Annotated in this window: 19 protein-coding genes; 11 read left to right on the top strand and 8 right to left on the bottom strand. The window is 64.5% G+C overall.

Going from position 1 to position 22,007, the window contains the following annotated elements; translation table 11 throughout:
• Positions 1-16: 16 nt before the first annotated feature.
• From fabG to gmk, 6 genes are all read left to right on the top strand, one after another.
• The gene (gene fabG, locus DW352_RS08325; protein WP_115690247.1) at positions 17-754 is read left to right on the top strand and encodes a 3-oxoacyl-[acyl-carrier-protein] reductase; all 738 of its coding nucleotides are present in this window, start codon (positions 17-19) and stop codon (positions 752-754) included.
• A 237-nt stretch (positions 755-991) separates the two neighbouring features.
• Positions 992-1,231, top strand: coding sequence for an acyl carrier protein (locus DW352_RS08320; protein ID WP_115690245.1), 240 nt, complete (start codon positions 992-994; stop codon positions 1,229-1,231).
• Positions 1,232-1,361: 130 nt separating this feature from the next.
• Entirely contained in the window at positions 1,362-2,624 is a 1,263-nt protein-coding gene (gene fabF / locus DW352_RS08315; RefSeq protein ID WP_115690243.1) for a beta-ketoacyl-ACP synthase II, read from the top strand.
• A 268-nt stretch (positions 2,625-2,892) separates the two neighbouring features.
• The gene (mltG, locus tag DW352_RS08310) at positions 2,893-4,041 is read left to right on the top strand and encodes an endolytic transglycosylase MltG (protein ID WP_245434365.1); all 1,149 of its coding nucleotides are present in this window, start codon (positions 2,893-2,895) and stop codon (positions 4,039-4,041) included.
• A 76-nt stretch (positions 4,042-4,117) separates the two neighbouring features.
• Complete coding sequence (locus DW352_RS08305; protein WP_115690239.1) at positions 4,118-5,005, top strand: YicC/YloC family endoribonuclease; 888 nt, start codon at positions 4,118-4,120, stop codon at positions 5,003-5,005.
• Positions 5,002-5,673 (top strand): guanylate kinase, encoded by a 672-nt coding sequence (gmk, locus tag DW352_RS08300; protein WP_245434364.1) that lies wholly within the window; start codon positions 5,002-5,004, stop codon positions 5,671-5,673. Before DW352_RS08305 ends, gmk begins: the two co-directional genes overlap by 4 nt.
• Here gmk and rsmA read toward each other — a convergent pair.
• Genes rsmA through lptF form a run of 6 tightly spaced genes read right to left on the bottom strand, consistent with a single transcriptional unit; the run spans position 5,663 to position 13,298 of the window.
• The gene (gene rsmA, locus DW352_RS08295; protein WP_115690237.1) at positions 5,663-6,523 is read right to left on the bottom strand and encodes a 16S rRNA (adenine(1518)-N(6)/adenine(1519)-N(6))-dimethyltransferase RsmA; all 861 of its coding nucleotides are present in this window, start codon (positions 6,521-6,523) and stop codon (positions 5,663-5,665) included. The two genes, gmk and rsmA, sit on opposite strands and share 11 nt — an antisense overlap.
• Before the next feature lies 1 nt (position 6,524).
• On the bottom strand, positions 6,525-7,553 hold the full coding sequence (pdxA, locus tag DW352_RS08290; protein WP_115690235.1) for a 4-hydroxythreonine-4-phosphate dehydrogenase PdxA: 1,029 nt from the start codon (positions 7,551-7,553) through the stop codon (positions 6,525-6,527).
• Positions 7,550-8,494 carry a SurA N-terminal domain-containing protein gene (locus tag DW352_RS08285; protein ID WP_162826856.1) on the bottom strand — a complete coding sequence of 315 codons (945 nt, stop codon included), beginning with the start codon at positions 8,492-8,494 and terminating at the stop codon, positions 7,550-7,552. The genes pdxA and DW352_RS08285 overlap by 4 nt, the downstream gene beginning before the upstream one ends.
• A gap of 60 nt (positions 8,495-8,554) precedes the next feature.
• Positions 8,555-11,029 carry an LPS-assembly protein LptD gene (locus DW352_RS08280; RefSeq protein WP_115690231.1) on the bottom strand — a complete coding sequence of 825 codons (2,475 nt, stop codon included), beginning with the start codon at positions 11,027-11,029 and terminating at the stop codon, positions 8,555-8,557.
• On the bottom strand, positions 11,029-12,126 hold the full coding sequence (gene lptG / locus DW352_RS08275; RefSeq protein ID WP_162826855.1) for an LPS export ABC transporter permease LptG: 1,098 nt from the start codon (positions 12,124-12,126) through the stop codon (positions 11,029-11,031). Before lptG ends, DW352_RS08280 begins: the two co-directional genes overlap by 1 nt.
• A gap of 8 nt (positions 12,127-12,134) precedes the next feature.
• Complete coding sequence (gene lptF / locus DW352_RS08270; RefSeq protein ID WP_115690229.1) at positions 12,135-13,298, bottom strand: LPS export ABC transporter permease LptF; 1,164 nt, start codon at positions 13,296-13,298, stop codon at positions 12,135-12,137.
• Between the two features lie 409 nt (positions 13,299-13,707).
• Here lptF and DW352_RS08265 point away from each other — a divergent pair, with 409 nt between their 5' ends.
• From DW352_RS08265 to DW352_RS08255, 3 genes are all read left to right on the top strand, one after another.
• Positions 13,708-15,210: a leucyl aminopeptidase gene (locus tag DW352_RS08265; RefSeq protein ID WP_115690227.1), complete on the top strand. Its 1,503-nt coding sequence runs from the start codon at positions 13,708-13,710 to the stop codon at positions 15,208-15,210.
• A gap of 88 nt (positions 15,211-15,298) precedes the next feature.
• Positions 15,299-15,751 (top strand): DNA polymerase III subunit chi, encoded by a 453-nt coding sequence (locus DW352_RS08260; protein ID WP_115690225.1) that lies wholly within the window; start codon positions 15,299-15,301, stop codon positions 15,749-15,751.
• Between the two features lie 82 nt (positions 15,752-15,833).
• Positions 15,834-16,460 carry a hypothetical protein gene (locus tag DW352_RS08255; RefSeq protein ID WP_162826854.1) on the top strand — a complete coding sequence of 209 codons (627 nt, stop codon included), beginning with the start codon at positions 15,834-15,836 and terminating at the stop codon, positions 16,458-16,460.
• A gap of 17 nt (positions 16,461-16,477) precedes the next feature.
• Here DW352_RS08255 and DW352_RS08250 read toward each other — a convergent pair whose 3' ends face one another.
• Both DW352_RS08250 and DW352_RS08245 read right to left on the bottom strand, forming a co-directional pair.
• Entirely contained in the window at positions 16,478-16,753 is a 276-nt protein-coding gene (locus DW352_RS08250) for a helix-turn-helix transcriptional regulator (RefSeq protein WP_162826853.1), read from the bottom strand.
• An 11-nt stretch (positions 16,754-16,764) separates the two neighbouring features.
• Complete coding sequence (locus tag DW352_RS08245; RefSeq protein WP_115690218.1) at positions 16,765-17,469, bottom strand: AraC-like ligand-binding domain-containing protein; 705 nt, start codon at positions 17,467-17,469, stop codon at positions 16,765-16,767.
• A 188-nt stretch (positions 17,470-17,657) separates the two neighbouring features.
• On the opposite strand from DW352_RS08245, the gene DW352_RS08240 reads away from it, so the two are divergent.
• Both DW352_RS08240 and DW352_RS08235 read left to right on the top strand, forming a co-directional pair.
• Positions 17,658-18,656, top strand: a complete 999-nt coding sequence (locus tag DW352_RS08240) for an AraC family transcriptional regulator (protein ID WP_115690216.1) — start codon at positions 17,658-17,660, stop codon at positions 18,654-18,656.
• Between the two features lie 220 nt (positions 18,657-18,876).
• Positions 18,877-22,005, top strand: a complete 3,129-nt coding sequence (locus tag DW352_RS08235; protein WP_162826852.1) for an autotransporter outer membrane beta-barrel domain-containing protein — start codon at positions 18,877-18,879, stop codon at positions 22,003-22,005.
• The last annotated feature ends 2 nt before the right edge of the window (positions 22,006-22,007 follow it).

The raw sequence follows: 22,007 nt of genomic DNA, 5'->3' as shown, positions 1-22,007 counted from the left end.
TTTCTAAGGAGCTATTATGTTCGATCTTACGGGCAAGACCGCGCTTGTGACCGGCGCCACCGGCGCTATCGGTGAGGGCATCGCGCGTGCACTGCATCAACAGGGCGCAACCGTAGCGCTCTCCGGCACGCGGCGAGAACAGCTCGAAAAGCTTGCCGGCGAATTCGGCAGCCGCGTCCACGTGTTGCCGTGCAACCTGGCGGACAAGGATGCTGTCGAAGCGCTGGTGCCGTCGGCCGAAGAGAAGATGGAGAAGGTCGACATCCTTGTCGCCAATGCCGGCATCACCAAGGACAATCTGTTCGTTCAGCTCAAGGACGAAGACTGGGACAACGTCATCGCCGTCAATCTGACGGCGACCTTCCGGCTCACCCGCGCGGCCGTTTCCCGCATGATGCGCCGCCGCTGGGGCCGCGTGATCGGCATCTCGTCGGTGGTCGGTTTCACCGGCAATGCCGGGCAGGGCAACTATACCGCATCGAAGGCCGGCATGGTTGGCATGATGAAAGCTGTCGCTGCCGAATACGCAAAGCGTAACGTGACGGCCAACTGCATCGCGCCGGGTTTCATCGCCAGCGCGATGACGGACAAGCTCAATGACAAGCAGCGTGAAAGCATCTTGGCGCGGGTTCCCGCGGGCAAGCTTGGGAGCGCGCAAGACATCGCTGCCGCGGCCGTTTATCTGGCTTCCGAGGAGGCACATTACGTCACGGGGCAGACGATTCACGTGAACGGTGGAATGGCGATGTTTTAATGACAAGGCCTTGGCATTAAAGGGCTTGTCCGGCTACGCTCCCCTGCGCTAGTCAACGGAATTGAAGTGTGGTAACCGAAATTCGGCCCGGCTGGGGCGGCCGATGGCGGAAGTCGCAAGCACCAAGCTTTCGCGATCGGAAGTCGTCTCACCACCGTCAACCACGACGAGGCCTAACCGCGATGGCTGCAGTCCCGAAGCAAGGGCGCGGCCCAATCTAAAAAGCAGAGGTTGAAGATGAGTGACATTGCCGAGCGGGTGAAGAAGATCGTCGTGGAGCACCTGGGCGTGGAGCCCGACAAGGTGACGGAACAAGCAAGCTTCATCGATGATCTTGGCGCCGACAGTCTCGACACCGTCGAGCTCGTTATGGCCTTCGAGGAAGAGTTCGCTTGCGAAATCCCCGATGATGCCGCCGAGACCATCTTGACCGTCGGCGATGCGGTGAAGTTTCTCGAGAAGAACGCCAAGAGCTGAGCCGCGAGCGCGGCGGCTTGAATTTATTCATCAGCGCTGGTCAGGCCGTCGCGTCGCGCAACCGCAGGCAAGGTCACGCAGTCTGCGCCGTGCCGACTGCGTGTGAGATTATTTTCGCTCGGAGCCGGGAATGAGGCGAGTTGTCATCACCGGAATGGGAATGCTCTCGCCGCTCGGTTGCGGCGTGGAGCCGACGTGGTCACGTCTGCTCAACGGTGAAAGCGGCGCCAAGAAGGTCGATACGTTCGAAGTCTCCGACATCGCCGCCAAGATCGCGTGCATGATTCCGCACGGCGACGGCTCGAACGGCACCTACAATGCCGATCAGTGGATGGAGCCGAAGGAGCAGCGCAAGGTCGACCCGTTCATCGTCTACGCGATGTGCGCGGCGCGCCAGGCGCTCGACGACGCCGGCTGGCATCCCAAGACCGAAGACGAGAAGACATCGACCGGTGTGTTGATCGGCTCGGGCATCGGCGGCATTGAAGGCATCGCCGAGACCGCCATCACCATGCACGAGAAGGGGCCGCGCCGCGTCTCCCCGTTCTTCATTCCGGGCCGCATCATCAACCTCGCCTCCGGTTTCGTGTCGATCGAGTTCGGCCTGAAGGGGCCGAACCATGCGGTGGTCACGGCCTGTTCGACCGGTGCCCATGCGATCGGCGACGCCGGCCGCATGATCGCGCTCGGCGACGCCGACGTGATGGTCGCCGGCGGCGCGGAGTCTCCGGTCAATCGGTTGTCGCTGGCCGGCTTCTCGGCGCTGCGCGCGCTGTCGACCGCGTTCAATGATGATCCCACGCGCGCCTCGCGTCCGTACGACAAGGACCGCGACGGCTTCGTGATGGGCGAGGGCGCCGGTGCCCTGGTGCTCGAGGAGCTTGAGCACGCCAAGGCGCGCGGTGCCAAGATCTACGCCGAACTGGTCGGCTACGGCCTGTCGGGCGACGCCTTCCACATCACGGCGCCGTCTCCGGACGGCGATGGCGCCTTCCGCTGCATGAGCATGGCGCTCAAGCGCGCCGGCATCACCGCGGACGAAATCGACTACATCAACGCCCATGGGACCTCGACCATGGCCGACGAAATCGAGCTCGGCGCCGTCGAGCGGCTGGTCGGCAATGCGGCCGCGCGTATCTCGATGTCGTCGACCAAGTCGTGCATCGGCCATCTTTTGGGCGCCGCCGGCGCTGTCGAGGCGATTTTCTCGATTTTGGCGATCCGAGACAACGTGGCGCCGCCGACGATCAATCTCGACAATCCCTCAGTCGAAACGCCGATCGACCTCGTGCCGCACCGGGCGCGCAAGCGTGAAATCAACACCGCACTGTCGAACTCCTTCGGTTTCGGCGGCACCAACGCGTCCGTGATCTTCCGGCGGTATGCGGCCTGAGACCAGGCGGCCTGAAATTCCCTGGTGATACGCCCCCCGCTTTCGCCATAATTTTTTCTAACGTGCGGGAGCTTCTGCTATTTTTCTGGTCCCGCCGCAGCGGGTCGGGGTCCGGGGGGGCTGGACTTGAACCAGGGGTATGCGTGACGGTGATCCGGCCTATCCTGACAGCGGAGGTGTGCGCGTGAATTCCTCTCCGCCGCCGAACGGGGATCGCAATGGTGCGCCTGTGCCGCCGTCGCGTCCGACCGTGCCCAAGAGCCCGCGTGTGGCTTTGGAGCCGGAGCGCATCCCGCCGCCGAAGAAGCATTCCAAGCGCGCCCGTCACCCGCTCGTGATCGCAGGCAATGCGATCTTCATGATCCTGGTCGTGATCTCGGTGACGGTCGGCGCCGGCCTCTATTTCGGCAAGCAGCGTTTCGAGGCGCCGGGTCCGCTCGTCGAGGACAAGGTCGTCAACATCCCCCGCGGTCTCGGCATCAAGGACATCGCGGACCTGCTCGTGCGCGAAGGCGTGATCGATCAGCCTTACGTGTTCATGGGCGGCGTGATCGCGTTGAAGGCACGCGGCGATCTCAAGAGCGGCGAGTATCAGTTCAACAAGCGCGCCAGCGTCGCCGACGTCGTCGACACGATCATCGAGAACAAGGTGGTGCAGCACACCTTGACCATCGCCGAGGGGCTTACTTCGGAGCAGATCGTCGCCAAGCTGCTCGAGACCGACGCGCTCTCCGGCCAGATCAAGGAGATCCCCCGCGAGGGCACGTTGCTGCCGGAGACCTACAAGTTCACGCGCGGCATGAGCCGTGAGCAGCTTATCCAGCGCATGCAGCAGGCCCACAAGCGCGTCCTCTCCGAGGTGTGGGAACGGCGCATGCCGGATATCCCGATCAAGACGCCGGAGCAGTTGGTGACGCTCGCCTCAATCGTCGAGAAGGAGACCGGCAAGCCGGACGAGCGCACGCGGGTCGCCGCCGTGTTCATCAATCGTCTGAAGGCCAAGATGCGGCTGCAGTCGGACCCCACGATCATCTACGGTTTGACCGGCGGCAAAGGCTCGCTCGGCCGTCCGATCATGAAGAGCGAGATCGAGCAGCCGACGCCGTACAACACCTACGTCATCGAAGGCCTGCCGCCCGGGCCGATCGCCAATCCCGGACGGGCCTCGCTCGAAGCGGCCGCCAATCCGGCGCGCACGAAGGAGCTTTATTTCGTGGCTGACGGCACCGGCGGTCACGTGTTCTCTGAGAACTACGCCGAGCATCAGAAGAACGTCGCCAAGCTGCGGGCGATCGAACAGGGCGCCGCGCCGCCGCCGACCGTCACGCCGGCGCCGACGCCGTCTGGACCCACCATCGTCGAGCCGCCGGCGACGACCCCACCCGCCAACGGCCGGCGCAACAACAATCGGCGCTGAGCCGCCTTGTGACGATGCGGGGCCGCCGCTAAGGTCCGCGCGATTTCAGCGCTTTTAAGCAACACGGGATGTCGCGATGGCCTTGTCTAGCATGACCGGATTCGCGCGTGGGCACGGCGTTACCGGTGCCTACGCCTGGAGCTGGGAGATCAAGTCGGTCAATGCCAAGGGCCTCGACGTCCGCTTTCGTCTGCCGCCGGGCTGGGATGCCGTGGAAGGGCCGGCGCGGGCGCGTGCGACCGAGAAGCTTTCGCGTGGCACCGTCTACGTCAACCTCACGGTCGAGCGCAAAGGCGTGGCGCCGACGGTGAAGATCAACGAGCCGGTGCTGAACGCCGTGCTGATGACGATCCACAATCTGACCGGCAGGGTGGATGCGGCGGCGCCGACGCTCGACGGCATTCTCGCGCTCAAGGGCGTGATCGAAGTTACCGAAGAGGACGAGCGCGAGGAAGATCGTCGCGCCGCCGAGAAGGCCGTCATCGCGGGCTTTGAAACGGCGCTCGCGGCGCTCACCGCCATGCGGCAGGAGGAAGGCGCGACGCTCGGCCGATTGCTGTCGACGCGTCTCGACGAGATCGCGGCATTGGCCGCGCGGGCGGAAGCGGCGCCCGGACGCAAGCCGGAAGCAATCAAGGCGCGTCTGGCGGAACAGGTGAATGCACTGCTCTCGACGTCACAGCGCTTCGATACCGATCGCCTCTACCAGGAGGCGATCATGCTTGCGACCAAGGCCGACATCCGCGAGGAGCTCGACCGTCTCGCCTCGCACGTCGCGCAAGCGCAGAAGCTCCTCGCCGAAGGCGGCCCGGCAGGGCGCCGGCTCGATTTCCTGGCGCAGGAACTCAACCGCGAATCGAATACGCTGACGGCCAAGGCCAACGACGTGGAGCTGACCAATATCGGCCTGCAGTTGAAGAGCGTGGTCGAGCAGTTCCGCGAGCAGGTGCAGAACCTCGAATGAGCGACGAAGCCGACATCAGCCGCCGCGGCATCATGCTGGTGCTGTCCTCGCCGTCCGGCGCGGGCAAAACGACGCTGACGCGCAATCTGCTTGAACAGGAGAACAAGGACGATCCGGGCAAGCTGGAGCTGTCCGTCTCGGCGACGACGCGACCGAAGCGACAGAGCGAGATCGAGGGCGTGCACTACCACTTCCTCGACAAAGGCCAGTTCGAGCGCATGCGCGATCGCGACGAGCTTCTGGAATGGGCGGAGGTGCACGGCAACTACTACGGCACGCCCCGCGATCCGGTGGAGAAGGCGCTCAGTGAAGGGCGCGACGTACTCTTCGACATCGATTGGCAGGGTACGCGGCAGTTGCTCGACAAGATGCGCGACGACGTCGTGACGGTGTTTGTGCTGCCGCCGTCGGCACAGGAACTGAAGTCGCGGCTGGTGCGCCGCGCCGAGGACAGCGACGCCGTCATCGCCAAGCGTCTCAAGAACGCGGCGGAAGAATTCCTGCACTGGAACGAGTACGACTATATCCTGGTCAACCGCGATCTCAATAAGAGCTTCGCGCGCCTGCGTGCGATCCTGACGGCCGAGCGGCTCAAGCGCGTGAAGATGCGTAACCTGGAAGACTTCGTCGGCAAGCTGCTCACCGAACTCAAGAGCATCACGCCGTAGCGTTCCTGTCGCGCGCCGCGTAAAGCCGCGCCAACGTCACGAAGCCTTCGACGTCGATCTCTTCCGCGCGCGCGGTCGGCTCGATGCCGGCGGCCTCGAGCAGCGCGTTGGTATCCATGCCCAGCGCCTTGAGGCTCTGCCGCAGCATCTTGCGACGCTGGCCGAAGGCCGCTTCGGTGACCTTCTGCAAAGCCGTCGCATCGCAAGGCAATGGCTCCGGCCGCGGCGTCAGGCGCACGACCGAGGACGTCACTTTCGGCGGCGGCACGAACGCCGAAGGTGCCACGTCGAACAGGATTTTCGCTTCGGTGCGCCAGCCCGCGAGCACGGCGAGACGGCCGTACGATTTGGTGCCAGGCTTTGCAACGATGCGCTCGGCGACTTCGCGCTGGAACATCAGCACCAGCATGTCGTACCAGGGCGGCCACGGTTCGGCGGTGAGCCAGCCGATCAACAGCGGCGTCGCGATATTGTAGGGCAGGTTAGCCACCACGCGCGCGCGTTCGGGCCCGAGCGCTTCGCGGACATCGACTTCAAGCGCATCGCCGGCGATGACGTCGAGACGCCCTTCGTAGCGCGCCGCGATTTCGTGCAGCGCTTCCAGCGCGCGCTCGTCGCGCTCGATGGCGATCACGCGCCTGGCGCCGAGCGCCAGCAGGCCACGTGTCAGTCCGCCCGGACCCGGACCGATCTCCACCGCGGTGACGCTCTCCAGCGGCTCGGCCGCGCGGGCGATGCGTGTCGTCAGATTGAGATCGAGCAGGAAGTTCTGGCCCAAGGATTTCTTTGCCGACAGCCCGTGGCGGCGGATGACCTCGCGCAGTGGCGGCAGGTCGTCGATCTGCGCCATTTTATTGGACGGGTACGAGGGCGGGCGCCGACTCGGTGAGCCGCGCCGCCAGCTTCAGCGCCGCGATCAGGCTGGCCGGATTGGCTGTACCGGTGCCGGCAAGACCGAACGCGGTGCCGTGATCGGGCGAGGTACGCACGAAGGGCAAACCCAGCGTGACATTGACGCCGTGATCGAAGGCAAGCGTCTTGATCGGGATCAGCGCCTGGTCGTGATACATGCACAGCGCGACGTCATAGAGCGCGCGCGCGCGATCATGGAACAGGGTGTCCGCGGGCAGGGGCCCGCGCGCATCGATGCCGTCTGCCTGCAGTTGGCGCACGGCGGGCGCGACAATGTCACGGTCTTCGTCGCCGATGGTGCCGTCTTCGCCGGCATGCGGATTGAGCCCGGCGACGGCAAGTCGCGGCCGCGCGACGCCGAAGCGCCGCTCCATGTCGTGCGCGACAATGCGCCCGGTTCGGACGATGAGATCGGTGGTCAGCTCGGCGATCACATTCCTCAGCGGGATGTGGATGGTGACGGGAACCACGGCCAGCTCCGGTGCCCACAACAGCATGACCGGCATCGCGGCTTGGCCCGTTGCCTCTTGCGCCAGCCGCGCCAGGAACTCGGTGTGGCCAGGATCGGCGAAGTCGGCACGGTAAAGGACGTTCTTGGCGATAGGATTGGTCACCACCGCGGCGGCATCGCCTGCCAGCACGTCGGCGACCGCTCGGCGGATCGATGCGATCGCCGCCGGTGCGCTGGTGTCATCGGGCTTGCCCGGCCGGGCGGTGACCGGTGCATCGAGCGACACAACCGGCAGAGCGCGATCGAATACCGACGCGGCCTCATTCGGGTCTACGCGCTTCAGCGGAACATCAAGCTTGAGCAAACGCGCCCGTTCGGCCAGGAAGTCGAGATCGCCGACGATATAGAAGGGAGGGAGGTGCAGCGTGCGCCGCTTGAGCCAGACCGCCAGCGAAAGATCCGGGCCGATGCCTGCGGGCTCGCCGAGGGTCAAAGCCAGGGGCAGGCCGTCGCTCATTTGTACTCGATCATCGCTTGCTTGCGGATCTCTTCGAGATACTTCTTGGATTCCGTTTCGAAGCGCTTGTTCAAAATCTGCTCGCGCGCCTGGCGCTTGGCCGGCGATTCCGCCGAGCTTTCTTTCTTGGCGCACACCGCGAACATCTGCAGGCCCTGGGGCGTCACTTCGGCCGCCGTCAGACGACCGACTTCCATGGCGCCGAGCATGTCGCGCAACTGCGGGGCGAGATCGCTCGAGGAACGGCTGACCGGCTCACGCACGGCGACGTCCCTGAGCGAGCGGGCCATCGCCAGACCTTGATTGCAGTTGGCGAAGCGTCCGCGCAGGTTCTCCGCTTCCTGGCGCTTGGCCTGAATCACGCCGGGGCTCGCGCCACGTGGGACCACGATCGTCACCGGGTAGAGCGTGTAGGTGTAGGCGACCGTCTGGGCGTCGCTGTCTTTGCTGTCCTTCAACGCGCTGGCGATATCGGCTTCGCCGACCTGCAAAGAGGAAGCGAACTTGCCGCGAACGAGCTGGTTCCAGGTCATCTCGGCGCGGATACGCGCTTTCAATGCCGACGCCGAGATGCCGGCACGCTCCAGCATCTGCGTGAACTGCGCTGAGTTGAGATGTTGGCGGCTTGCCAGGTTTTCGAAAGCGTTGTCGACGTCCCGATCGCTCACCTCCAGGCCGTAGACGCGGGCCTTGGCGATCTTGAGCCGATCGTCGATCAGGTCCTGGATCACCTCCTGGCGGGAGGGGGCCTTTTGACCACCGGTGGCCGCCAGCTTGGTGCGCTGCTGGATATCGAGTTCGGTAATCGGAGAGCCGTTGGCGATGACCACGACTTGGGCGCGGCTCACGCCCGGCAGGATCACGGTCGCGAGCGCCAGTGCCGCGGCCGTGACGCGCGCGGCGCGGCAAAGGGCGGCAGGGGTGAAGTTCGTCTTCCGCATCGATTCATCCATTCGCGTTGGGCGCCCCCCAGCGAAAAACGCGCGTCTGCGTCGCCGTGACTACTGTCCGTTGCCGACCGCTTGGGTGACCGAAGTGCCGCCAAGTGTACGCAGGCTCAGCTGCAGCATGATCGTGTGGTTGTTGGTGACGTTGCCACTGTAAATATAGCTTGTAATGTAATTCACGGCCAAGATGAGGCAATCGTCGACGTAACCGACGCCGATGCGGGTCTGGTCGAACTTCTCGGCGTTGATGTCGTAGCGGGCTCCGCCCAGCAACACCCAGTTGGCATCGAGCTTGTACGTGCCGAGGCCGTAGATGCCCTGACGGCGGTTGAGGAAGCCGAGTTCCGGCTGGGCAGCATAGTCTCCGTACAGCACCATGCCGGTCCAGCGATCGAAGTTCGCGCGGGCTTCGAGTTCGAAGCGCTTGGTCTCAAACGTATCGTGGTCGAAGCGGAAGCGGGACGTGAAGCTGTAGATGCTGTTCGGCTGATACGACACGCGCGCCACATAGTCCGAGCGTGTCGTGTCGAGACCGCTGTTCAGGCCCGTATTGGTCGTGCCGCCATACGAATAGGAGTTCTCGCCGAATAGTTGATAGGACTGTCCGAACAGGGCGTTGACGAAGCCGCCTTTGTTGAACTGCGCCGTGTATTGCACGCCGTAGTTGGCGCGGCCGCCGCCTTCGACGCGGTCCCAGCCGGAGAACTTGTCGACCTTGAATAGGTTGCTGTCGTCGAAGATCAGGCTCTGCGCGTCTTCGTTCGGCCAGCGGCCGATCTGGGTCTCGTTCGGCCGCGCGATGACCTGCGCGATCGGCTCGATGGTCTGCGTGCCCCAGGACTGCACGCTGATGAAGGGGTAGCGATACTCGAGGCCGATCGTCGGCATGGCGCGCACCAGATTGGTGTCGCCGGTGTCGATGTAGTTCGACACGCCCGGGTCGTTCTTGATCTGCATGGCGCCGGCGTCGGCGCGGACCGACGCGAACGGCGTGAAGACTTGGCCGTATTGGTCGGTAATCGTGCGCCGCCAGTGGGTCTCCGCCGAGAAGCGGCTGTAGGTGCCGGGAACGCCGCGCAGCAAACAGTTGCTGGTTGTCTTGAGCGCAGGGTCGGCGGTGATGCCGCACGCGCCGGTATTGAGCGCGGTCGTCGAGATCGCGTCGAAATTCGCTTGATTGCGGGTAAGGCTGGTGAAGTTAGCGTTGAATCCGACCTCGCCGCCGAGAATCGGGCGGTCGAAGGTGTACGTGTAGTCGATTACCGGATGGATGACCGGGATCTGGCTCTGCGCATCGGCCTCCGAGAAGCCGAGATAGTAAATGCTACGCGCGTCGAAATAGCTACGGTTGCCTTTGCCGGCGAGATACAGCTGCGACACGCCTTCGGTCAGCGCGGTCTGCAGTGCATCGACCTGCCGGTAGCGCGACAGGTTCGGGTTGTAATCCTGCAGGAACGTCTTGTCCGAAAGTGCGATGGCGTCCCAGCCGAACGTCCATTTGTCGCTCAGCGCGAACTGACCGGAGCTCTCCACGCTACCGCGCCAATCACGAGCGCCCGGCGTCGAGGTGCCGTCGCTACGGACGAAGTAGTTCGGATCCCACTGCTTGATGCCCGCTGCGCGGATCGAGTATGCGCCGTTCATCAGCCGCTGGCGGAATTCGCCCTGCAGCATCGGCCCCTGCTTCGTCGTGATCATTGGCGCGAAGGTAACGTCGTAGTTCGGCGCCAACGCCCAGTAGTAGGGCACTTCGAGCGACATGCCGAACTTGCCGCTCGAGCCCACGCTCGGCATCAGAACGCCCGTCTTGCGCTTGACCGTCGGATCGGGCGCCGAGAAGTACGGGAAGTACATCAAGGGAGCGCCGAAGAATTCGAGGCGTGCGTCCTCGAAGTACATCATCTTCTCGCCCTGATCGTGGATGATGCGGGCGGCCTTCACCTGCCAGAGCGGCGGCTTCTTCGGGTTGTCCTTACATTCGGCACAGGCGGTGTAGACGCCGTTCTGGAACACCGTGTAGTTGCCGGAGGTACGCTCGGCGCGGGCGGCGGCCAGACGGGTCTGGTCAGGCGTGTCGAGGCGCAGCGAGTCGACGAAGCCGTCGCGATAGTCGTCCGACAGGTCCATGACCTGGCCGTAAGTGACCTTGCCATCCTGCTCGGTCAGGCGGACGTTACCCTCGGCGCGCAGACGCTTGGTCTTCTGGTCGTAGACGACCTTGTCGGCCTCGATGGTCGCGCCGCCATAGTACATCTGGACGTTGCCGACGGCCGAGACCTGATTGTTCGTGTAGTCGTAGTTGATCTCGCGGGCCTGCACGAGCATCTGCTTCGAGTTGGCGCGCTCGACGGCGGACGGCGACTTGGGCAGCGGTCCCGGACGAACAGGGAAGGTCAGCTCCTGGGCGGCGATCGGCGCAGGCGCGAGCAATCCACCGCAGACCAGCAGGCTGAGGACGGCAACAATCCCGGCGGCACCGCGGCGAGACAGCCGGTGCCCTGATGGACGAGTGCTAAGAAGCCCCGCCATCAACCGTCCTCCTGGTACAACAACGCAATAAACCCCGTCAGACCGCCCACAAGCACAGGAACCCAAGCCGCCGCCACCGGGTGGAGCAGCTCGGCCTTGCTAAGGTCTTCAGTCACCTTCGATAAAACATAAAGCAGAAAGCCGGCGGCCACGCCACTTAAAACCATCTTTTGTACCCCGCCGAAGCGGAAGAAACGTAAACTGACCGCCGCTGCAAGGAAAACCATGGCGGCCATCATGAAGGGCCGGGCAAGAAGCTTCTGGAACTGCAATCTATAGCCTGAAGCCTGCAGTCCAGCGTTTTCCGCGATCTTGATATACGACGGCAATTCCCAGAATGGGACGGTCTCGGGCGTGGCAAAGCTTTCCCGCACTTGCTCGGGTGTGAGGTTCGTCTTGAGCTGATACTGCGGGTAACTTGCCGGGCGGGCGCCCAAAGCGAAAACGTGCGCGTCCTGGAGCTCCCACGATTCGGCCTTCAGCTCGGCGGCGCGTGCCTCGATTCGGTTCTTGAAGTGCCCTTCCGTGTCGAAAGTGAAAATGGTGACGCCGCTGAGGGATACGCCCTGGTTGCGGCTGGAAGCGGCGTTGAAGATGGCTTGGCCTTCCGGCGAGCGCTGGCTCAACCAAAAGGCGCCGCCCACGCTGGTCATCGCCTCTGGGTTTTGCCCAAACAGCTCGGATTCGAAGCGCTTGGAGCGCTCCTGCAGGATGGCCGAGACGGGGTTGTAGATCGTGGTGGCGATGGCGCCGAACAGGAAGGCGACCACGAGCGCCGGAGACACGAACTGCCAGGCCGACATGCCCGCTGAGCGCGCTACCACCAGCTCAAGCCGCCGCGACAGATTGAGGTAGCAGGACATCGCCCCGATCAGCACGCAGAACGGCATAATGCGTTCGGTCACCTGCGGCACGCGGAAGAGCGAGGTTTTGGCGACCAGGATCGGCGACACGTTGGGGATGTCGCTCGCGCGGCGCATCAGCTCGATGTAGTCGAGCAGCGCCACCAATGCGAAAATGCCAAAGAACACGAGCAGCACCGAGCTCAGGAAACGCATCCCGAAATAGCGCGCCAGTGTTCCTCCAAGGATCGGCATAGGTCACATCACTGCTGCGGAGCGAAACGCCGCGACAGCCGCTCGGTGATCGCGGCGATGGCATTAGTAAGAAACGCTGGCGGTTCGATGATCAGGCCGCGACGGATCACGAAGAAGCCGGCGACGAAAGCGGCCAGGATGGCGACGTATTGCAAGACCAGAAGCCAAGGCAGGTTGGCGCCGAACACGGTCGAGGTGAAGCCGATCAGCCGCAGCAGTCCGACGCCGGCAACGGCACCGACCATCGACATCGTGCGGCTCTGCCGCGTGGTGCGCGGCGCCCCGAGATAGGCGAAGGCGATCACCGTGAAGGCCAGCGGATAAAGCGGGGCGACCAGCCGGTCATGCAACTCGGCGCGGAATTGCCCCGGCTGCTCTATGTAGAATTGATCGTTCGGGTCGGGCCACAACAGCTGCCAGATATAGCGCTCGCGGATTGAATATTTGACCGCCTGCTGGCCGCCCGCAAACTGCGACAGGTCGAAGGCATAGCGGTCGAACACGACCATGCTCGGGTCGCGTTGACCGACCTCGTGCCGCTGGATCATGCCCTGCTGCAACACAAGGAACGTACCCTTGTCGTTGTCGATCAGGTCGCCGGTGTCGGCGATGACCGTGAGGCGCTCCTTCGGATTGCGGCGATCGTCGAGGAAGATGCCGACCAGCTGCCCGTTGGTGCGGCGCTCGCGGATGTGAATGGTGACCCCGGACTCCATCGAGGTGAACCGGCCGGGCTGCACGATGGTGCTGACAACGTTGGCGCGCACCTCGGTGAGCCAGTCGCGCAACATTCGCAGCCCCTTGGGCGCGAAGTAGGCGCTGATCGATGCCACCAGAATGGAAACCACGATCGCCACATTGAGGAACGCGCGGAAAAGGATCCACGGCGACATGCCTGCCGCGTTCATCACGATGATTTCGGAGTCGGTCGACAGCTTGTTCAGGGAGTGGGCGACCGCGATCAGCAGCGCGATCGGTGCGATCACCAGAACGAGCAGGGGAATGATCAGCCCGGTGATGCCGATGAAGACCAGAATCGTCTGGCCCTGGCTCGTCATAATGTCGATGTCGCGGAGCGCCTGGGTCACCCAGATCACCGCGGTCAGGCTGAGCAGCACGATCGCAAACGCGCTGAACGTCGTCCGAAATATATATCGGCTGATCGAATCCATCCGCGGCGTCACGTCCCCGAATTCAGGCCCATGTCAGACGCGGCGCCTGGCGTCCCCTCGCCATCGCGCAGCGCGCATTATCGTAAACACGGCCCCCGTTACCGTTTACCTTGATCCGTCCACAAAATGGCTGGGCGAAGGCAGAGGCAAGGAAAACATGCATAACAAAAAGTTAAGGCCGGATCGCATGTTAGTCTAACTCCGTGCCTGCCGGCGACGATTCTGGCAAGGCAACTAAGGCGGCCGGCCGCAAAGGCTACCGACGGCCGGCGGCCGTGAGTTGTGAACAGGGCACGAACGGCTCCGTGGAAGGCTTTGCAGCGCGCCCGGGGCGGGTCCATATGGGGCTTACCGCCTGCCTGCGGCACGTCCGTGCCGGCACGTCCCACCGTTTCAAGGAACACAGCACATGACCGACGTCCTGAAGCTCGGATTTGGCCCCTTCGCCGCTCCGGCCCGGGGCACTTTCATCGTCTTCTGTGACGATGGGTTGAAATTCGGGCCCGCCACGCGGAAGGCCCTCGGGGCGGCGGCCGACCTCGTCAGCCGCGCCGCCAAGGCGGAGGCTTTCACCGGCAAGAGCGGGGCCGCGCTCGAGCTCGTCGTGCCCGAGGGGCTCAAGGCGTCGCGCTTGGTCGTCCTCGGCGTCGGCAAAGCAGCCGATTTGAAGCCGCGGGACTTCGTGAAGCTCGGCGGCGTCGCGATGGGCAAGGTGCGGGCAAAGGAGGCCGAGGCCGTCGTGTTCGCCGAATTGCCGTCCGGGCCGATGAAGCCGGAGCAGGCCGCGGAACTCGCCGAAGGCGTTCGGCTGCGAGCCTACGCCTTCGACCGTTACAAGACGAAACGCAAGGAAGACGAGAAGCCAGCCGAGAAACGCACCGTCACGGTCGCCGTTGGCGATGTCGCTACAGCCCGTAAGGCCTATGCGCCGCGCGAGGCGGTGGTCGGCGGCGTGCTGCTGGCGCGCGACCTCGTCAATGAGCCGGCCAATGTCCTCTTTCCGGAGGAGTTCGCCCGCCGTGCGCAGGCCTTGAAGAAGAGCGGCGTCACGGTCGAGGTGCTCAACCTCGCGGCGCTGAAGAAGCTCGGCATGAACGCGCTGCTCGGCGTCGGCCAGGGCTCCACGCGCGAGAGCCGCGTCGTGGTGATGCGCTGGAACGGCGGCCGCAAGGGCGAGGCTCCGGTTGCCTTCATCGGCAAGGGTGTGTGCTTCGACACCGGCGGCATCTCGATCAAGCCGGCCGCCGGCATGGAAGATATGAAAGGCGACATGGGCGGCGCCGCTTGCGTCACCGGCCTGATGCAGGCGCTTGCCGGCCGCAAGGCGAAGGTCAATGCCGTTGGCATCATCGGCCTTGTCGAGAACATGCCTGACGGCAACGCGCAGCGCCCGGGCGACATCGTGAAATCGATGTCGGGGCAGACCATCGAGATCATCAACACCGACGCCGAAGGCCGCCTCGTGCTCGGCGACGTCATCTGGTACGCCCAGCAGCGCTTCAAGCCGAAGTTCATCGTCGATCTCGCGACGCTCACCGGTGCGATCATCGTTGCGCTGGGCCAGGAATATGCCGGTCTGTTCGCCAACAACGACGAACTCGCCGAGCAACTGGCCAAGGTCGGCGAGGCGACCGGCGAGAAGGTCTGGCGCATGCCGCTCGGGCCCGAATACGACAAGATGATCGACAGCAAGTTCGCCGACATGAAGAACACCGGTGGCTCGCGCTGGGGCGGCGCGATCACCGCGGCGCAATTCATCAAGCGCTTCGTCGATGACAAGACGCCGTGGGCGCATCTCGACATCGCCGGCACCGGCTTCGACTCGCGTCAGAGCGACATCAACAAGAGCTGGGGCTCGGGCTGGGGCGTGCGCATGCTGGATCAGCTTGTGGCCGACTACTACGAGAAGTGAGATCGTCCGCATTCTTCGTACGCGGCGCGATCTCGGCGCCGCATTCTCACAGGATGGCTGACTGGCTCAGATCATAGCCGTTGTTTCGATGACCGAAGTTCTCTTCTACCACCTGCAAGGCCAGAAGCCGGAGAACGTGCTGCCGACGCTGCTCGAGAAGTCGCTCGAGCGCGGCTGGCGTGTCGCGGTGCAGGGTGCGTCGGAAGAGCGCATCGATGCGCTCGACGCGCATTTGTGGACTTATCGTGACGACGGCTTTTTGCCGCACGGCACGTGGCGCGAACCGGAAGCGTCGGCGCAGCCCGTGCTGCTGACGGTCAACGAGGGCAATCCGAACGCCGCGAGCGTGCGCTTTCTGATCGAAGGTGCGCTGATGCCGGCGGATGCCGACAGCTATCAGCGCCTTGTGCTGATCTTCGACGGCGAAGACGACGATGCCGTTGCCGCCGCCCGCGGACAATGGACGCAGGCGAAGGCGAGGGGCTTCGAGGCCACCTACTGGCAGCCCGACGAGAACGGCCGCTGGGTCAAGAAGGCCTGATGGGCTCTTGCCTCATGCCTTGCTGATGACGCAAAATTTGTCATAAGGACAAACAGATAGACCTTCCTCTGGGGGAACCGCGTTGCCTTTGCGCCGCCTGCCACTGCATATCGCGCTCGTTTGCGCCGCCGGCATCTCCGTCGCCGGCTGCTCGGGCAGTTCGAATTTTCTCGATAGCAAGAACGAAGGCGGCTTGTTCTCGAAGCCGATGGACGTGTTCGCCAAGCCGGATTGGGCGCGGCCCAGCAGCGCCAATGTGTCGCTGGGCCCGTCGGGTCCGGTGGGCCCGGAAGATCTCGTGAATGCCGACGGCAGCTGCGCCCCGCCGTCCGCCGACGCGGCACAGGCAGCGGCTGCGCCGCCGCCGCCGGCCGCCGGAGCGGTGCCTGATCGGTTGCAACCGGACGGTGTCGGCGCGCCCGCCGCGCCGCAGGTGATGGGGGGCATCGCGCTCGGCATGTCGGAATGCCAGGCGGTGCGCCGCGCCGGCCAGCCCGGCAACGTATCGATCGGCGCCGATGCGAGCGGCGAGCGCAAGGTCGTGCTCACTTACGCCAGTGGGCCGTGGCCAGGCATCTATACCTTCACGTCCGGCCGGCTGAAGACGATCGACATGGTGCCGGAGCAGCAGAAGCCAAGGGCGCCGGCGAAGAAGCCCAAGCGCGCCCGGTCGGCCGCGCATGAGACCGAGCGGGTCTACGTGCAGTAACTCAAGCGGCTTGGTGTTCAGCCCGGAACGTCATCCGCGCGCGGAACCGCGTTGCGGGTGTCGGAAGGCGTCGCGCCGTAACGGCGGCGGAACGCATGATTGAAATACGAGATGTCGCCGAAGCCGGAATCGAATGCGATCGCGCTGATCGTCAGGTGATCGTAGAGACGGCTGCATAGCATGCGATGCGCGAGCGCCAGCCGCTGCTCGAGCACGTAATCGGTGAACGTCGTCGCTTCGTTCTTGAACATGTCGCGCAGCGTGCGCGCCGAGACGGCATGACGCCGCGCCACGCTTTCCGGCGTCAGGTCGCGCGACGTGAGGTTTCTTTTGATGTCCTGTTGGATCGCGCGCAACTGCGCCGCGCGCACGCCGCGCGCACGCCGCGCCGGCCGGCGACGTGGATGCCGTCCGGGCCCGGCCCGAGCAGCAGCGCCGCCAAGTCGTGCATGTGAGTGACGATCGTGCTGCGCAACGCCGGCGTCGCCAAGGCATCGAGATCGCTCATGACGCTGGCATAACGCGTCAGTAGCCACAGAGCGGTGTTGCCCGGGGCGATCGGCCGGGCGATGGCCGCGTCGATGTCGACGAGCATGCCGCTCAGCATCTTTCGCGTGAAGCGGAAGTTGTAGAGCTTGGCGGGGCTATGCCCTTGGAAAACACCCGCTTCGGCGTCGGACGCGAAGGTGGCGGCGCCGCCGGCGATTTGCGTCTCACGGCCCATCTGACTGATCGTGCCGCATCCCTCCGGCGCATAGACCAGCACGATGTCGTCGCTGTCGATCAAGGATGGCGGATGGCGATTTACCGTGGGCGACATCGTACCGGTGGCGAACGAAAAACCCGGCACTGCTTTGATGGTGAAGTCGACCTCGAGCGGATGATCCGGCGATGGGTCGATCTCGAGCCGCATGATCGCGCGGCCATAGACTTCACGAAAGGCTTCGACCGAGTCAGCGCCGGTGAAATCGGCGCTCCGCAGCCGCAAGTTCACGATGTCGTTGCTCAAGAGCCGCCCCTTCTTGAGTTTCCGGCGTGGTGATTATCCCAGAAGTATTCCGGTAAGTCGATGTGAAAGACTTTGCCGCTCAGTCCAAACCGTCTGCCTTTAAGACCAAGTCATCTGCCGTTTGGCCCAAGACGTTTCGCGCCCTGCCGCATACGCTTCGTTACCTCCTGGTATGGAAAGCGATTGCGGTGTCCGTGAAAGCCGATGGCCGCGTCTTCCGGTTTTCGACCGACGACATCCGCGAAAAGGACCGGATCCCGATGTGGCGGGATCTGTTTGCCCGGTCCGTCGTCAAGGTTGATCTCGAACCGCTCGGCGATGCGCCGTTCCGCAGCGAGTCCGTCGTGCATGTCCTGCCGGATGTGACGATCCGGTCATCGTCCGCGTCAGCCGCGATCGTTCATCGGACCAAACCTTTGGTCGCCGACGGCGACGACAACTTCATCCTCGCCGTCATGCGGCGCGGACAGATGGTTGCCGCGCAGAACAACCGCGAAGTGTTCATCGGCGATGGCGGCGCCTATCTGTGGTCCAACGCCACCACGGGATATTCGCGCAATCCCGTCGCCATGGATTTGCTGACGCTTTCGTTCAGCCGGCGCAGTCTGGGCGCGATCGTCGCGGATATCGACAAGATGTTGATGCGGCCATTGCCGGCACAGTCCGAGGCGTTGCGTCTCTTGCTCGGCTATGTCGACGTGCTGCAGAGCCGGCAAGAGCCGATGCCGGCGGACCTTGTTGCGACAAGCGCGGCGCATATCCACGACCTTGCCGCGCTTGCGCTCGGAGCGACCCGCGACGCGGCCGAAATCGCGGCAAGAGGTGGCGTGCGGGCGGCGCGGCTTCTGGCGGTGAAAGCCGATGTTCTTGCCCATCTGGCACGCCCAGGGCTCACGGTCGATGCCATCGCGGCGCGCCACGGCATCTCGCCGCGCTATATCCGCGACCTGTTCGGTGGCGACCACACGACGTTCACCGATTTCGTGCGCGAACAGCGACTGCGCCGCGCCTACGTCATGCTGACCGCGGCCGCGGCTCTGCCCATCGGCGATATCGCTTACAAATGCGGCTTTGGCGATCTCTCGCATTTTAATCACAGCTTTCGTCGCCGCTTCGGCGCGACGCCGTCGGATGTCCGGGCCCGCGCCGCACAAGGCGACGACAATTTTCGTGCCGGTAGCGATTGATCGTCCTCGAGAGCATGTGGCGGGGCAGCAACATCGCGCACTTTTGCCGCCACGTGCCGCCCGGCCCAAACGACTGCGTCGTGCAGCCCAAGCCGCGTGCGTTGCGGTTTCTTAATTTGCCCCAACGGTCGGATTCGCCGCGCGATTTGGGGGCACGATGTTGCGAGTTAATTCAGATGCAGTTGCTTGCCGGGCAGGCGGGGGCGCGTTTCGTATCCGCTTGGCTTTGCTGGCGACGACGGCGTTGTTGTCGGTTCTGGTGCTGACGCAGCCGGCAGCGGCGCAGGCGGTGATCGACGGCGGTGCCTCTGAAACCGTTCCTGGGACGCAGGCGTCGCCGTGGACCGTCGGCGGTCAGCTCACCGTCGGCGACACCGGAGTGGGGTCTCTGTCAATCGGCGCCGGCGGCATCGTCGGCAGCACGTCGGGCATCATCGGCAATCTCGCCGGATCGTCCGGCACGGTCGATCTCACCGGCGCTCCGCCGATCGACACCGCCTCTTGGGGCGCGGGGTCTTCGCTGCTCATCGGTAATTTCGGCCATGGCGTGTTGAACCTCTCGCTGGGCGTGGTCACCGGAAACACGGCTTCCGTTGGCGTCGAAGTCACCGGCCGCGGTGAGGTTTCCTTATCCAACTCATCGATCTGGAATAATGCGGGTCTTGTCACGATTGGCGTCGCCGGCCGCGGCGAGGTGACCGTTGGCGGTGGATCAGCTTTCGGCAGCGGCGGGCTGATTCTCGGTCAGAACGGGACCGGCATCTTGACGCTGGATGGCGCATCGCAGTGGACCGGGACCAGCGGCACGACAGTGATCGGCCTCGACGGCACCGGCACCCTGACAATCGCTGGCGGCTCGAGCGCCTATCTCGATGCAACGTCCATCGGCGAACGGTCGACCGGGACAGTAACGGTGACGGGCGCGGGCTCGCTGCTGCAGACCGGGATAACGGCGATCGGCAACGACGTCGGCGGTTGGGGCCACCTGAATGTGCTTCAGGGCGCCACGATGACGTCGACCCGCGCAACGATGGGCGCTGCTGCCGGATCGAGCGCCTTCGTCACGGTCGACGGTGCTGGATCGAACTGGACCGTAACAAACGAATTGACCGTCGGAGATGCAGGTGGCGCGAACCTGACGATTTCCGGCGGCGCGACCGTTCACGCCGGCTTGGCCCTGATCGGGGCCGGGAGTGGTCTTGGGTCGGTCAATGTCGCCGGCCCCAATTCTCTGCTGCAGTCGGATTTCGCGCTGGTGGTCGGGGCGGGCTTGACTGGCGCCGGCACGGGCTCCCTCGATATTGCAGACGGTGGCCGGGTTATTTCCGGCGGCGACACGGTGATCGGTTTTGGTAACGGGGCGCAAGGCTTTATCGACGTACACGGCGCCGGCTCTTCTCTGAGCATCACCACGGGTGACCTTTTCGTCGCCGGCGATGGCGCCAATGTCGCCCAGGGACGTCTGATTATTTCGGACGGCGCTGCCGTCACGGTGATGGGCGGCACCGGCACGGTGCAGGTCGCCCAGAATGCCGCCTCTGTCGGCGTCATCACCATCGGTGGTCAAGAATTCTGGCCCGGGTATCAACCGCCCGCCGCGCCGGGCACGTTGAATGCCTCGCAAGTGAACCTCGCAACGTCCGGGGCCAGCCTCGAATTCAACCACACCAGCACGAACTACACCTTCGCGCCGATCATCGATGGTCTCGGCACCATCAAGCAGCTCGCCGGCACGACGATCCTGACGGCGGACTCCAGCAACTTCGCCGGCACGACCTGGATTTCCGGTGGCACGCTGGTGGTCAACGGTGCGCTCGGCGGCACGATCGATGTAATGAGCGGCGGCCGGCTGCAGGGTAGCGGAACGATCGGCGACGTCGCCGTATACGGCACCATCGCGCCGGGGAATTCCATCGGCACGCTGAACGTCGCGGGCAGCATCGCCTTTGCGCCGGGGGCGATCTATCAAGTCGAAGCCAACGCCAGCGGACAGGCGGATCGGATCAATGCCACAGGCACGGCGACGCTCAACGGCGCCACGGTGCAGGTGCTCGCCGGGGTCGGCAATTATTCGCCGTCGACGCAATACACGATCCTGACGGCGAACGGCGGAGTCACAGGCGCATTCGGCACCGTAACGTCCAATCTCGCTTTCCTCGTTCCATCGCTGAGCTATGACGCCAACAACGTATTCCTGACCTTGATCCGCGACTCACGCGGTTTCGGCACCATCGGCGTCACGCCGAACCAGGTGGCCACGGGCAATGGCATCGATACGCTCAGCACCGGCAATCCGCTTTACAATGCCGTCTTGAATCTGTCGGCAGACCAGGCGCGGGCGGCCTTCGATCTGCTCTCCGGCGAGGTTCATGCATCCGCGAAGACGGCTTTGATCGAGGACGGCCGCTATATCCGCAACGCCGTAAACGATCGCGTGCGCGCGGCATTCGAGAGCGTCGCCGCGCCGGCCATCATGGCCATGGCCTACGAGGACGGGAAGGGACGTTCTCCCGCGGCGACGAGCCCCGGGCTGGTGGCGTGGGGCACTGGCTTCGGCTCCTGGGGACGCTCGGACGGCGACGGCAACGCCGCCAGTCTGACGCGCTCGACCGGCGGCTTCCTGCTCGGCGTCGATGGCCCCGCTTTCGGGCGGGCGCGTCTCGGCCTTGTCGGCGGCTATAGCCGCACCAGCTTCAACGCGAAGGACCGCTCGTCCTCCGGCAGCAGCGATAACTACTATGCCGGCTTGTACGGCGGCACGCAGTGGGGTGACTTGGCCTTCCGCGTGGGCACCGCCTATACGTGGCACCGCGTCTCGACCAGCCGGTCGGTCTCGTTTCCCGGATTCAGCGACAGCCTGAAGGCGGACTACGAGGCGGGCACCGCGCAGGCGTTCGGCGAACTCGGTTACGGCTTTCGTTACGGCAAGGCCGCGTACGAGCCCTTCGCCAATCTTGCTTACGTCAGCTTCCGCAATGACAGTTTCACGGAGAGCGGCGGCGCGGCGGCGCTTACAAGCGCGAGCGCTACGACGGACACGACGTTCACGACGCTTGGCCTGCGCGGTGCCACCACCTTCGCATGGGGCGCTGCCAACGCCACCGCACGCGGCACGCTCGGCTGGCGCCATGCTTTCGGCGATACCACGCCGGTCAGCACCTTCGCGTTCGCCGGCAGTTCGCCGTTCACAATCGCCGGCGTGCCGATCGCGCGAGACGCCGCGGTCGTCGAGGCCGGGCTCGATTTCGCGCTGTCGCGCGCGGCGCAACTCGGCATCACCTATAGCGGCCAGTTCGGCGCCGGCGCCTACGATCAGATGTTGAAGGGCGCGCTGATGGTGAAGTTCTGAGC

Origin of the sequence: Pseudolabrys taiwanensis, from assembly GCF_003367395.1 — a bacterium.
GTDB lineage: Bacteria > Pseudomonadota > Alphaproteobacteria > Rhizobiales > Xanthobacteraceae > Pseudolabrys > Pseudolabrys taiwanensis.
This window is presented reverse-complemented; position numbering and strand designations above follow the sequence as displayed.

Bases quoted from the DNA above. Each gene is read 5' to 3' on its own strand.
- fabG (WP_115690247.1), top strand. From the start codon at position 17: ATGTTCGATCTTACGGGCAAGACCGCGCTTGTGACCGGCGCCACCGGC.
- DW352_RS08320 (WP_115690245.1), top strand. From the start codon at position 992: ATGAGTGACATTGCCGAGCGGGTGAAGAAGATCGTCGTGGAGCACCTG.
- fabF (WP_115690243.1), top strand. From the start codon at position 1,362: ATGAGGCGAGTTGTCATCACCGGAATGGGAATGCTCTCGCCGCTCGGT.
- DW352_RS08305 (WP_115690239.1), top strand. From the start codon at position 4,118: ATGGCCTTGTCTAGCATGACCGGATTCGCGCGTGGGCACGGCGTTACC.
- gmk (WP_245434364.1), top strand. From the start codon at position 5,002: ATGAGCGACGAAGCCGACATCAGCCGCCGCGGCATCATGCTGGTGCTG.
- rsmA (WP_115690237.1), bottom strand. From the start codon at position 6,523: ATGGCGCAGATCGACGACCTGCCGCCACTGCGCGAGGTCATCCGCCGC.
- pdxA (WP_115690235.1), bottom strand. From the start codon at position 7,553: ATGAGCGACGGCCTGCCCCTGGCTTTGACCCTCGGCGAGCCCGCAGGC.
- DW352_RS08285 (WP_162826856.1), bottom strand. From the start codon at position 8,494: ATGCGGAAGACGAACTTCACCCCTGCCGCCCTTTGCCGCGCCGCGCGC.
- DW352_RS08280 (WP_115690231.1), bottom strand. From the start codon at position 11,029: ATGGCGGGGCTTCTTAGCACTCGTCCATCAGGGCACCGGCTGTCTCGC.
- lptG (WP_162826855.1), bottom strand. From the start codon at position 12,126: ATGCCGATCCTTGGAGGAACACTGGCGCGCTATTTCGGGATGCGTTTC.
- lptF (WP_115690229.1), bottom strand. From the start codon at position 13,298: ATGGATTCGATCAGCCGATATATATTTCGGACGACGTTCAGCGCGTTT.
- DW352_RS08265 (WP_115690227.1), top strand. From the start codon at position 13,708: ATGACCGACGTCCTGAAGCTCGGATTTGGCCCCTTCGCCGCTCCGGCC.
- DW352_RS08260 (WP_115690225.1), top strand. From the start codon at position 15,299: ATGACCGAAGTTCTCTTCTACCACCTGCAAGGCCAGAAGCCGGAGAAC.